We start from the raw sequence: 12,383 nt of genomic DNA, 5'->3' as shown, positions 1-12,383 counted from the left end.
CCCACTCATTTTTGATTAGGGTGTTTTGCATATTTAAAATGAATTGAGTTGACATGCAGTTTTATTTTAACTCTTAAACCATTGTTTCACTTGAAATCTGATAATTTAAAATTTATCGTGGTTTTATTTTAGAGAGATCGTTTAACAATTCCATAAGCTGCTGGATTTTCTCTGCACCATATTGTGTTTGAATATCTGTATAGCTTTCTTCCATTTTCACCGCTTGCGTCTCAAAGTATCTTTTACCTTCATCGCTCAGCTGAATCAAGCTCACTCGTTGATCATGTAGATCTTTTCGTTTCTTAATCAGATTTTGATCAAGCATACGATTTAAAATCCCCGTTAAACTGGGTCTTAAAATACATGCCAAATCAGCCAAGTGGTTATTTTCAAGTTCATCATATTGATAAAGTACAGAAATCACACGCCATTGCTGCTCAGTCAAACCCATTTCATTTAAAATCGGTCTAAAATGCATCATTGTAGCTTCTCGCGCTTGTAACAAAGCTAAAGTCAGAGATGGCGATACGCGAATCGGTTTCATAAAAATCCTTTAAATAAAAATTTATAGAGAGATTAATTAAAGAATTTATTCAATACATATACAGCAACAACCTCACGATTTGACTGATCAGTGAATTCATACAAATCCATATTCTCTTGACTACAAAATGATAATAAAAAATTTATACTGCTCATGCGAACAATCTTACAGTAACAACATCTGCGCAAAATAAAAATATTGCGGTAATGCTTGTACATATCATAAAAAAATCATCAATAAAATGAATGACTCAGTTTATTTATATGATTGTAGTATATAGCAAAATTTTCAGCTTTTGTTCAAGTGCTTCAGCCTGTTTGGCTTTATCCACGATCTTGAATTGCCCTGCTATTCTTTTTAAAATTCTGCGCAAAAGTGAATGCTGGTTGATTTTTCTGTTTCTTTTTTGAGTGGTTATTTTCTTTTTAATCGGCTTGCTATCTTTTTCCGATATTCAAGCAAATAAAATCCATAAAAAAAATGCATTAAAAAACTCGCAATTAAGCGAGTTTAGGGTGCGTCAATCATACGATTGACGCTTAAAGCTACACAAAATACAGACCAGGGAAAATCAAATCTTGTACTGCTTTAATGCGTCTATTATTGATCATTTTTTTAAAAACAACTTATCATTTTCAGCCAATTAAATATCATTTTCTAACTAAAATAAGGCTTAAATGACATTTTGTTTATTTCTTAATCGAACAAAATCGCTCAAGTGTCATTCCTGACTGCTCAATACTTTGCTTTTGTCGATCTAAAAAATTATTGGCGATCACCAACATCATATTGGCCGTATCAAGTTCTAAATTTTCTTTCGAAATCCTAGCAATCGCTTGATAAGCATCTAAACGTGAACAAAATGCTTGATGCTGCTCAATCGCAGTGATCGTGCTATGCGCTTCATCCAAGATATGTTTAGTTGCATTGACTTGATCAGTATAGGTTTGAATACGTTGATCATACTGTTCTTGGGTGAGTTTTTGCGTGGATGATTCAGCAAAACTTTGCGTGCTCAATCCACTACTCAGAACAATACTGCAGAGGGTCAAAATAAATCTATAGATCATGCTGAAGCAAACCTTTTATTTATAAAATATCTGCTTTCCATACATCTTCGTATTCATCAGCATCTATCATAAATCTAAAGCCTTGTTCCAAAGCCAGATAAGGGATCGCATCAGGAAAAACCTCTTCAAGCTCTTTTACACTGATCACATCAAAAAAATCTTCACCCTCTTCCAACTCACCACCATAAATAAACCATGACACATTTTCAGCATCTGGCTGTTTACGCAAACCCACAATCGGTTCTTTACTTAAGGTTTGCTTAGCGATAGCCACGAGATCCGTTTCATTGACTTTGATATATCGAGAGTCAAATTCTTCACACACTAATTTCTGTTCTTCTACAAAATCTTGCAACATGTACATTTCCGAACGATTGGATTTTGTCAAATTGTAAGCTGACAGTTTGACAATCACAATCAATTCACCAAAAGAATCTTGCATCACGCGTTTATTTTGTTAAACTTGATTATGTTACATTTTCAAGGTGAATCGTGATGCCGCCAAATTTGACTCCGCCATCGAAGTTAAATGATCGCTCTGTAAGAGAAAATTTTAAGACAATCAATTCTCTTATTTCTATTATTGAGCCTATTTCAAAGCAAGATTTACGTACAATTGAATTTCGTAGCAACATCTGTATTCCCTATCCTTTGGAAACCGTTGCAGCAGGTTTTCCATCACCCGCTCAAGACTATACTGAAAAAAAAATTGATTTAAATGAACACTTAATTCATAACCCTATTGCAACCTTTATGTTAAAAGTTAACTCCTTATCAATGAAAAATGCAGGTATTGAAATTGGAGATGAAATTTTAATTGACCGTAGCCTAGAGGCTGAACACGGCGATGTTGTTTTGGCATTAATCAACAATGAATTTACAGTCAAACGCTTTATGCAAGTTAAAGTATCTACAGGAATTTATGATATTTGGCTTAAAGCAGAAAATCCTGATTTTCCAGATATTCATCCACACAGTGAAGAACAAATTATGATTTGGGGTGTTGTTACTTGTATTCTTAAAAAATTAAAATGATCATTGAACATCATAGCCTTTGTTTGTGCTACTCATCTTCAAGCTTCATTTGTGATACCCACCTAGTAACCAAGACTCACTAAAAATAGGTTAAAAAAATAATTGTTATGATTGAATCATTAAGACGTCTGGCACTCTCTCATCAAGGCCTAATTTCACCTGCTTCCTTTGGTACAGGATTATCTGGAACACGCCATGCGATTGAACATCTTGGCTATATTCAGATTGATACAATTTCTGTAGTAGAACGTGCCCACCACCATATTTTATGGAGCCGTGTTCCAGACTATCAGCAAAGCCATTTAAATCAACTAGTCAAACAGCAGCATATTTTTGAATATTGGTTTCATGCAGCATCTTATTTACCAATGCAAGATTATCGCTATGCACTTCCTCATATGACATCGATTAGAAATGGTGAGCATCGTTATTTTAATCGTGGTGATCAAGCTTTTATGAATGAGATTCTGGCTCGGGCGAAAGCTGAAGGCAGTATTCGATTACGCAACATTGAACAAGGCAATAAGCAAAATTCAGGGGGCTGGTGGAACTCAAGTTTAGCGCGTCGTTCGATTGAGCAATTGTTTATGCAAGGCGATTTGATGATTTCTGAACGTAATGGTATGGAAAAAGTCTATCAACTGACCGAATATTGTATCCCGAGTCATCTTGATCTGAGTGTTCCTACACTAGAGGAATATGCCCGCTACTTGTTCAATACCACGCTCCGTGCACATGGCGTGTTTGCATGGAAGCAATTGTTGCATTTAAAAGTTGGGCAAAAGATTCGTGAGGCAATGCGTGACATCGTCAATGAACAATTAGATGCAGGTGTGATCACCACTTTAGCTCAATTAGGCAGTAGTGACAAAGAGAGTCAAAATCTTTATATCAAAACCGATGCCTTAGAACAGATCCCGAATATTGAGTTAAAAGTAAAAATTCTCTCTCCTTTTGACAATCTGGTAATACATCGTGAACGTTTAAATACCTTGTTTAAATTTGATTATCGTTTGGAATGTTATGTGACGCCACCTAAACGTGTATTTGGTTATTTTTGTTTACCTATTTTATATGGGGATCAAATTGTCGGACGTATAGATTGCAAAGCACATCGGGCAAAAAATCAATTTGAAGTCATCAGCCTACATCTTGAACCCCAGCATCTTAATCATACTATTGCAGACCCAGCGCATTTCTTTAGCGCACTAAACACTGAAATACACCATTTTGCCCAATTTAATCAATGTATAAATATAAATGAAGGTCTTCATAAAATTCTTGATGAAAGCAATAAACGATTTAAGTAATCGACAACGTAAGCTTAAATTCAAGACACTTAAAAATGAAGAAGCTTAAAATTCAAAATAGCTAGAATGACAAAACGCCTCAGTTGAGGCGTTTTGTCATTTAGAAGCTACGATTAAGATGAGTTCAAAGCCCTATTTTTGCTGAGGCTTGTGTTGGCTTTGCTGATTTTGTTGAGCCTGTTGGTTGGATTGTTGCTTTTGCTGATTTTGTTGATTTGATTGTTGATCTTGCTGACTGTGTTGCTTCTGCTGCTGATTAGATTGGTTGGGTTGACCTTGTTGGTCATTCTGCTGGTTTTGTTGCTGATTCTGTTGCTGATTCTGTTGAGAGTTATGTTGTTGATTAGCCATTTTCATATCCATCCTTTTCAATATTGGGATATGCCGTACAAATCGACGACAACTGTTAATTTAGCCCTCTCAGTTTTCTATACAAGGATTGAGATGTTTCATTTTTCGACATTGTAAGCTGCAATTTAAGATATACCTTTTAAAAGAACCACTTCTCTATTTGCTCTTTTTACCTAAATTACTTAAACCACTACGAAGCTCAACAGTGCTTAGTCAGTTTTGCATCTCACCACACCAACGATTTAATCATCCAGCCCAAAGGATGAACAAATCCACACTAGATTTGATTTGAATTTATTTTAAACATCTTTTAATATTTCACTTGAATTTGTAACTTTTTCAAGACAGCCCATGAGCGAACAAATTTTTGCTTTGATCGACATTAACAATTGTTATGTCAGTTGCGAGCGCGTATTTAACCCCAGTTTAAATAATAAGCCCGTTGTCGTCTTAAGCAATAATGATGGTTGTGTCGTTTCACGAAGCAATGAAGCCAAGGCGTTAAGCATAGATATGGCAATCCCTTGGCATGAAGTTGAACAACAAGCTAAAAAAGCTGGGGTACTCGCCTTTTCAAGTAACTATGCTTTATATGGTGATTTTTCAGATCGTTTTTTTAAAATTTTAAAGATTTTTTTTAAAGATGAGGATTTGGAAGCCTACTCTATTGATGAATGTTTTATCAATCTCAGCTCTTACCAAGACTTATTCGATCTACAGGATTATTGTAGAAAACTCATCAAAACCATCCAAAAATGGCTTGGTCTGCCCTGTTGCATTGGTATTGGCTATAGTAAAACTCAAGCCAAGCTTGCCAACAATTTTGCCAAGAAACGTAGAGGCTTTGATAGCGTCTGTGACCTGACTGGTTTAGATTTATGCAGTTTTGAAGGCCTACTGCTTGAAACCAGTGTTGCAGAAGTCTGGTGCGTTGGACGTAAAACCAGCAAACGCTTACAAGCTTATAATATTTATAATTGCTATGACTTAACTTTTGCCAATGAACATTACCTTGCACGCGAGTTTTCAGTGGTCATTGGGCGCACCATTCGTGAGCTAAAAGGTCAATCCTGCATTGCATTGGACGATGCAGACATTCCCTCCAAACGCATCCTTTCCTCACGCAGTTTTGCATCTGCCCTAAACAATGTTGAGATTATCAAACAAGCAATTATTTTCCATGTCAATCGTGCACATCAACGACTCAGCAAGCAACGGCAACTGTGTGCAGTTGTGCATGTTTCCTTATATGAAAAAGTTGCACAGGCGCCCTATAAAAAGGCACAAAGTAGTGTCATTGGCTTGATGTATGCAACAGACGATTTGATGATTTTAACCAAGTCAGCATTACAGCAAATTGATGTTTTATTTAAAGAAAATTTAAAGTATGTAAAAGTTGCTGTGATGTTCTCAGCACTGCATAGCAAAAGCCAGCACATCAATGACTTATGGCATCCTGTAGACTTTATTCAGCAACGTGATCAACTTATGGATACGCTCTCAAGTATGAAACAACGCTTTGGCTCAGACTGTATACAAGTGGGTTATCATTCCAACCAAGAAACATGGAAAATGCGCCAGCAAAATCGATCTCCAAGCTATACAACACGTTGTAGTGAGATCTTATCTATTGACGATAGTCATATGGCTGTTACACAAATCAAATGAATAGTTTTGGTCACTCAGTTTAAAATAAAGTCTCTGTAAAACATCTGCTAAAAATGTCATATTTTAACATTGCCATTTACAGACAAAATTAACATTATATAGCCCATACAAGGCACTGCGTTTCCGCGACGATTCAAAGAAAATATAAAGTATTTGTGGAAAAATATGCCATAATATGCAAACTTTGCAGACATCTTGCAAATTTTTTTGCGACTTTTGAATTGGAGCACTCTCAATGAGTTCGACCATTTTGGTCATTCACGGACCAAACTTAAACTTGCTAGGAAAGCGCGAACCTGAGGTCTATGGTCACCTCACATTGGATGACATTAACCAACAATTGAGTCTCCAAGCACGTCAAGCCAATATAAGTTTAGATACTTTTCAAAGCAACTGGGAAGGTGCTGTGGTCGATCGTATTCACCAAGCTCAACAAGACGGCATAAAATTTATCATTATTAATCCTGCCGCGCTGACCCATACCTCAGTCGCTATACGTGATGCCCTACTTGGCGTTGCGATTCCATTTATTGAAGTACATCTTTCTAATGTTCATGCACGTGAAGCATTTAGACATCATTCTTATTTATCAGATAAAGCCGTTGGCGTCATTTGTGGTTTAGGTGCCAAAGGCTATTCTTTTGCACTTGATTTCGCCATCGAAAAACTTAAATCTTCAACCCAATCATAATTTAGGAATACGAACCCATGGATATTCGCAAAATTAAAAAGCTCATCGATTTGATGATCGAATCTGATCTTCAAGCAATTGAAGTGAAAGAAGGCGATCAATCGATTGCTTTAACTCGCCGTAATCCTGTGGTTGCTGCTGGTGTAGCACCTATTGCCCTCCCAACCGCTGAAGCGCCTGTAGTTAAAGCTGCCTCTCGTGGTGCAGTAGAAACGTCTCCAATGGTTGGTGTGTTCTATTCAGCACCAAGTCCTGGTGAAGCACCCTTTGTAAATGTAGGTCAAACTGTTTCTGCAGGTGAAACCCTCGGGATCATCGAAGCAATGAAAATTATGAACCCGATTGAAGCAACTCAAAGTGGTGTAGTTGAAGAAATTTTAGTAAAAAATGGTGATGTAATCCAGTTCGGTCAACCTTTATTCCGCTACCGCGCGTAATACCTCGGGGGTTGATATGTTGCAAAAAGTTTTAATTGCAAACCGAGGTGAGATTGCGTTACGCATCACTCGAGCTTGCAAAACTTTAGGAATCAAAACTGTCGGCATCTATTCAGACGCTGATAAAGATTTGATGCATTTACGTTTTTGTGATGAAGCAGTATGTATAGGTCCAGGTGCGAGTAGCGAAAGCTATTTAAACATTCCTGCCATTATTACCGCAGCAGAAATTACAGGCGCAGATGCCATCCATCCCGGTTATGGTTTCTTATCTGAAAATGCTGAATTTGCAGAAATTGTAGAAAACTCAGGCTTTATTTTCATTGGACCGCGTCCTGAACATATTCGTCTAATGGGAAATAAAGTTTCTGCAATTACGGCGATGCGTAAAGCAGGTGTACCAACAGTTCCTGGTTCAGCGCATGCAGTGACACCCAACAATGCGTTGGCTGAAGCCAAAGAAATTGGTTTCCCGCTGATTGTAAAAGCTGCTTCAGGCGGTGGTGGTCGCGGAATGCGTATTGTTGAACGTGTCGATACATTACTTGAATCGGTTCAAGCTGCACAACGTGATGCTGAAATGTGGTTCGGTGATGATACGGTTTATATGGAACGTTTCCTGCAAAAACCACGTCATGTTGAAGTACAAGTTTTAGCAGATGGTAATGGTCAAGCGATTCATTTATATGACCGTGACTGCTCTTTACAACGTCGCCATCAAAAAGTGCTTGAAGAAGCACCTGCACCAGGTTTACCAGAAGAAGCGCGTGCGCATATTCTTGAAGCCTGTGTCAATGCATGTAAGTTGATGCAATACCGTGGTGCTGGTACTTTTGAGTTCTTATTTGAAGATGGTGAATTCTTCTTTATCGAGATGAATACCCGTGTTCAAGTTGAGCATCCAGTGACTGAACAAGTGACTGGTGTAGATATTATTGAACAGCAATTACGTATCGCTGCGGGTCTAGGTTTAAATCTTCAACAAGAAGATATTAAAATCGAAGGTCATGCGATTGAATGCCGTATCAATGCAGAAGATCCGTCGACCTTCTTACCATCACCAGGTAAAATTGAATCATTCTATGCGCCAGGCGGTGCAGGTATCCGTTTAGATTCTCATATCTATCAAGGATATAGCATTCCTCCGTATTATGACTCAATGATCGCAAAGTTGATTTCTTATGGTAAAGATCGTGAAACTGCGATTGCCCGTATGAAACAAGCCTTGGATGAGATGATCTTGACTGGAATTAAAACCAATATTCCATTACATAAAGATCTGATCCTTGAAGACAAAAACTTCTGTTCACAAGCAATGGATATTCACTACCTTGAAAAACACTTGTTAAAACAAGTTCAAGGACATGAAAAAGATGCTTAATATGCATCCTCTAATCCAATAAAAAAGCCAATAAAAAACCTCTGTAAAATCAGAGGTTTTTTATTTTAAAGCAAATGCTTGATTATTTAGCCAAGCATTGATGCTTTAAATCAACTTAAGGCAAGACTCTGCGTAAAGTAGCAAAGCATTGATCACCTTTGTCAGAAATACAAAAATTCAAAGTGTTCTTATTAACCCACTTCACAAAATATTGGGTAACTTCACCCGACTGATCTTCTTTACGCCCCGAACAATCAGTTTCATTATTTTCATAGCGAATTTGCATGATTAATGCGGGTGGCTTTTCCAGCGTATTATCGGGTGAAGGCTGATAATCAAACAGACCGATTGACCACTCTTTGGCACTATTCACCACCACTTCATTGGAACCGCGGAAATTATAATATTCTGTACATTTCTTATTTTCTGGAATTTCCATGCCCCATAAGCCTAAAATTTCAGGGCGAGTATTTATACGAATTGTGCTTGTGGTATTGGTTGCAGCCACAGTCGCAGGATTGGTTGCTTGAGGTTGAACTGTTTCAGCTCTCGCAAAAGGTGAAAGGCTAAGCAATAAAGAAATTATAAGTGCTGTTTTTTTCATACCAAGTCTGTATGTAATATTTCATCAGACATAAATTAGCATAGATTTAGAATAAAACATGTAAAATTAACCATATATGAACAATCTTTCTTGTTTAGTCTAGGCAAAAACATTTTTGTGACGAGCCCGAATTAAGGTAACTAAAACTATTGATTTATCGATATAAATAGATATGATTACTTATTAATACCTTAGCAGAGCCAGATAAAATATTGGCTTAGAGATTAATCCCTCTTTAGAATAGGTTAGAAAATTGCCTCGAGCTATCGCATATTTAAGTCAAACGCTTAAAGACAACATCTCTGCATTTTTTATTATTGCAATGATTATTTTTGTCTGCGCATTGGCTGGAATATTTGGTAGACCCTTATCCTTTCTTGCCATTTTTTGGCCCGCAAATGCTGTTTTACTTGGACTTTTTTTAAGGTTTCATCGCTTAAAAAATATAGGGGGATGGATTGGCGCATTTACCGCCTTTATGCTCGCAGATCTGCTTACTGGCAATTCATTTTTAATCACCTTCTTTCTGACTCTGGCCAATCTAGCTCACGCCTTGGTCACATTAGGACTGATTCGTTTTTTTAAACTGGATTATAAACAATATAATAAAGGCCTAACATTTTTATACTTATTTGCAATCAGTGCCTTTGGCGGTTGTTTAGCTTCACCAATCGTCGCAAGTTTAACGGTCCCTTATTTACCAAACACCTTTATGGTTATGGATAGAATCTGGATTGATTTTGGGATGTGGTGGACGGGAGAAATCCTCAATGTCATTGCCTTTTTACCGATTATATTGGCAATCCCAGATAAAAAAACCATTCAAAGCCATATCCAACAATTTAAACAACAGCCTTTTCAGTACGAAAAATTTCTTCCACTGTTGGGCGTGATTTTATCGGTCATTCTGACCCATTTTTTTCTGGGTCCTGGTGCAATTATGTTCCCCATTGCAGCACTGGTCTGGGCTGCACTAAGCTATAATTTATTCTTTGTCTCTATCATTAACTGTATCGTGTGTATGCTGCTCTATAATGCATTGACTGCATATTATATCGCTCAATCTCCAGATGCCTATTTGGGTACTACTTTGTCTGTACGCATCGGTTTAATGATGTTGGCTTTAGGGCCTTTAACCCTTGCTATTATCAGTTTAAATCGCCAAAAACTTTATCACCAAATCTTATACTTAGCCAATCATGATGGTCTCACCACCACACTCAATCGTCGTTATTTCTATGAAGAAAGTGAACGTACCATTGCTGAGGATGTTGAAAAGCAACAAGCACACAGTGTCACGATTTTGGTTTTAGATTTAGATCATTTTAAGAAAATTAATGATCAATATGGCCATGTGATTGGTGATTATGTTTTGCAAGAGTTTACCCATCAAGTCAAAGCACAAATTCGTGCGAATGATCTATTTGGTCGCTTAGGTGGTGAAGAGTTTGCTATATTATTAAAAGATCTATCTTTAGAACAAAGTGTTGCCATTGCACAAAGAATTTGTAATAGCGTTTTTAATACCCCGATTCATTTAGATGATCAGCGTAGCTTAAATATCAGCGTCAGTATTGGCTTAAGTTATCAGACTTTACCCTATTGCATACCTTTTCAACAGCTGATTAAACGGGCTGATGATGCTTTGTATTTAGCCAAGGAAAAAGGTAGAAATCAACTTTGTCTAGAAACCACGATCGAACAAAACCAAAAGATATTTGCCCAATAACTCAAAACAGCAAGGGAAAGCTATGAAATTTTCAGAATATATTCAATATGATGGTATCGGTTTAGCACAGCTTGTTCAAAACAAAGAAGTACAAGCACATGAATTATTAGAAATCGCAATTCAACGTGCTGAACAGGTAAATCCTAAAATTAATGCGATCGTTATTCCGATTTATGAACAGGCATTAAAAAATACCCAAAACTATGCAACTGGTCCTTTTTCAGGTGTACCGTTTTTGCTCAAAGATCTACACCAAGAATATGCAGGTGTCGCAACTTCATTTGGTTCTAAAGCATTTAAAAATGCTAAATATATTGCTAAAGAAAACTCAGAAATCGTCAATCGCTGGGTAAAATCGGGCGTGGTTACTTTTGGTTTAACCAATTCGCCAGAGTTTGGCATTAAAGGTATCACTGAACCTGAGGCTTGGGGCAGTTGCAAAAATCCGTGGAATTTAAAACACAATAGTGGTGGTTCTTCTGGAGGTTCTGCTTCTGGCGTAGCAGCAGGTATCGTACCAATTGCAGGTGCAAGTGATGGAGGCGGTTCTATTCGGATTCCAGCCTCATATTGTGGCCTATTTGGTTTAAAGCCAAGTCGTGGACGTACACCTTGGGGACCTGAAATCAGTGAAGCAATGCATGGGGCTGCGATGCAACATGTATTGTGTAAATCAGTTCGTGATAGTGCCGCTATGTTAGATGCCACTCAAGGCTCAGATCGTACTGCGCTTTTCAATATCCAAAGTCCAACTGAACGCTACTTAGACATTATTGAAAAAGCCCCAAAACGTTTGCGAATTGGCTTTTCCACTGTCTCCCCAATTGGGACCAAAGTTTCAAAAGATGCAGTACAAGCCATTCAAAAAACCGCCAAACTTTTAGAATCTTTAGGACATATTGTTGAAGAAGCAACCCCTCAGATTGACGGTATGGCGCTTGCCAAAGACTTTATTACCACATGGTTTAGTCAATGCGCTTATACAGTCAATCAAGTCAAACAGCGATTTGGTGCAACAGATCAAGATTTTGAATTAGATACACTGGCAATTGCAGCATTTGGTGCCAAAGCTTCTGCTGTGGACTATATTAACAACCTCAATAACTGGGGTGTTTATGTTGCAAAAATGAACCACTTCTTTGAGCGTTATGATTTATTTCTAATTCCGTCTACAGCCTCAGTAGCACCGAAAAATGGTGAGGTAAAAACACCATCTTGGCAGGTTCCGATTTTAAAAGCCTTGCTCAAAGTTGATCAAGCCCACTTACTGGCAAAAGGTAAGCTGGTTGAGCAGATGATTAAAAATAATTTGCAATGGGTTCCATTTACCCAATTGGCCAATATCACGGGCTTACCTGCTATGTCAGTACCTTTATATTGGAATAAAGATAATCTGCCCTTAGGTTCACAATTTATTGCACCTTTTGGACGTGAGGATGTGTTATTACAACTGGCGGCACAATTGGAGCAAGCGCAACCTTGGGCAGCTAAATATAAAGGTATTGCGATATAAATTTTATCTGCATGAATATTCACATTAGACATCTGGTACTGGTGTGAATA

13 protein-coding genes are annotated in these 12,383 nt (G+C 37.6%); 8 read left to right on the top strand and 5 right to left on the bottom strand.

Annotated features, from left to right (window positions below; translation table 11 throughout):
• Positions 1–112: 112 nt before the first annotated feature.
• From hpaR to PYV58_RS09595, 3 genes are all read right to left on the bottom strand, one after another.
• Complete coding sequence (hpaR, locus tag PYV58_RS09605) at positions 113–544, bottom strand: homoprotocatechuate degradation operon regulator HpaR (RefSeq protein ID WP_004821962.1); 432 nt, start codon at positions 542–544, stop codon at positions 113–115.
• A gap of 689 nt (positions 545–1,233) precedes the next feature.
• On the bottom strand, positions 1,234–1,614 hold the full coding sequence (locus PYV58_RS09600; protein WP_004821964.1) for a hypothetical protein: 381 nt from the start codon (positions 1,612–1,614) through the stop codon (positions 1,234–1,236).
• A gap of 19 nt (positions 1,615–1,633) precedes the next feature.
• On the bottom strand, positions 1,634–1,972 hold the full coding sequence (locus PYV58_RS09595; protein WP_034615602.1) for a hypothetical protein: 339 nt from the start codon (positions 1,970–1,972) through the stop codon (positions 1,634–1,636).
• Positions 1,973–2,109: 137 nt separating this feature from the next.
• Here PYV58_RS09595 and umuD point away from each other — a divergent pair, with 137 nt between their 5' ends.
• Together umuD and PYV58_RS09585 are read left to right on the top strand one after the other, a co-directional pair.
• The gene (gene umuD / locus PYV58_RS09590) at positions 2,110–2,649 is read left to right on the top strand and encodes a translesion error-prone DNA polymerase V autoproteolytic subunit (protein ID WP_034615565.1); all 540 of its coding nucleotides are present in this window, start codon (positions 2,110–2,112) and stop codon (positions 2,647–2,649) included.
• Positions 2,650–2,756: 107 nt separating this feature from the next.
• Entirely contained in the window at positions 2,757–3,959 is a 1,203-nt protein-coding gene (locus tag PYV58_RS09585) for a crosslink repair DNA glycosylase YcaQ family protein (RefSeq protein WP_034615567.1), read from the top strand.
• Between the two features lie 132 nt (positions 3,960–4,091).
• On the opposite strand, the gene PYV58_RS09580 is transcribed toward PYV58_RS09585, so the two are convergent.
• Positions 4,092–4,310: a hypothetical protein gene (locus PYV58_RS09580; protein WP_034615604.1), complete on the bottom strand. Its 219-nt coding sequence runs from the start codon at positions 4,308–4,310 to the stop codon at positions 4,092–4,094.
• Between the two features lie 351 nt (positions 4,311–4,661).
• On the opposite strand from PYV58_RS09580, the gene PYV58_RS09575 reads away from it, so the two are divergent.
• From PYV58_RS09575 to accC, 4 genes are all read left to right on the top strand, one after another.
• A complete protein-coding gene (locus PYV58_RS09575; RefSeq protein WP_034615569.1) occupies positions 4,662–5,978 on the top strand; it encodes a Y-family DNA polymerase in 1,317 nt (438 codons plus the stop codon).
• A gap of 235 nt (positions 5,979–6,213) precedes the next feature.
• Entirely contained in the window at positions 6,214–6,669 is a 456-nt protein-coding gene (gene aroQ, locus PYV58_RS09570) for a type II 3-dehydroquinate dehydratase (protein ID WP_004719793.1), read from the top strand.
• A gap of 17 nt (positions 6,670–6,686) precedes the next feature.
• The gene (locus PYV58_RS09565) at positions 6,687–7,106 is read left to right on the top strand and encodes a biotin/lipoyl-containing protein (protein WP_004719790.1); all 420 of its coding nucleotides are present in this window, start codon (positions 6,687–6,689) and stop codon (positions 7,104–7,106) included.
• A gap of 16 nt (positions 7,107–7,122) precedes the next feature.
• Positions 7,123–8,487, top strand: a complete 1,365-nt coding sequence (gene accC / locus PYV58_RS09560) for an acetyl-CoA carboxylase biotin carboxylase subunit (RefSeq protein ID WP_004719789.1) — start codon at positions 7,123–7,125, stop codon at positions 8,485–8,487.
• A 115-nt stretch (positions 8,488–8,602) separates the two neighbouring features.
• Here accC and PYV58_RS09555 read toward each other — a convergent pair whose 3' ends face one another.
• Positions 8,603–9,091 carry a hypothetical protein gene (locus PYV58_RS09555; protein WP_004821977.1) on the bottom strand — a complete coding sequence of 163 codons (489 nt, stop codon included), beginning with the start codon at positions 9,089–9,091 and terminating at the stop codon, positions 8,603–8,605.
• A gap of 253 nt (positions 9,092–9,344) precedes the next feature.
• On the opposite strand from PYV58_RS09555, the gene PYV58_RS09550 reads away from it, so the two are divergent.
• A complete protein-coding gene (locus PYV58_RS09550; protein WP_034615571.1) occupies positions 9,345–10,820 on the top strand; it encodes a GGDEF domain-containing protein in 1,476 nt (491 codons plus the stop codon).
• Positions 10,821–10,842: 22 nt separating this feature from the next.
• A complete protein-coding gene (locus PYV58_RS09545) occupies positions 10,843–12,333 on the top strand; it encodes an amidase family protein (protein WP_034615575.1) in 1,491 nt (496 codons plus the stop codon).
• Positions 12,334–12,383: the final 50 nt, after the last annotated feature.

The sequence above is a fragment of the Acinetobacter sp. TAC-1 genome (assembly GCF_029025845.1).
GTDB lineage: Bacteria > Pseudomonadota > Gammaproteobacteria > Pseudomonadales > Moraxellaceae > Acinetobacter > Acinetobacter guillouiae.
Note: the sequence above shows the minus strand (reverse complement) of the source record. Positions and strands in the feature narration are given on the sequence as shown.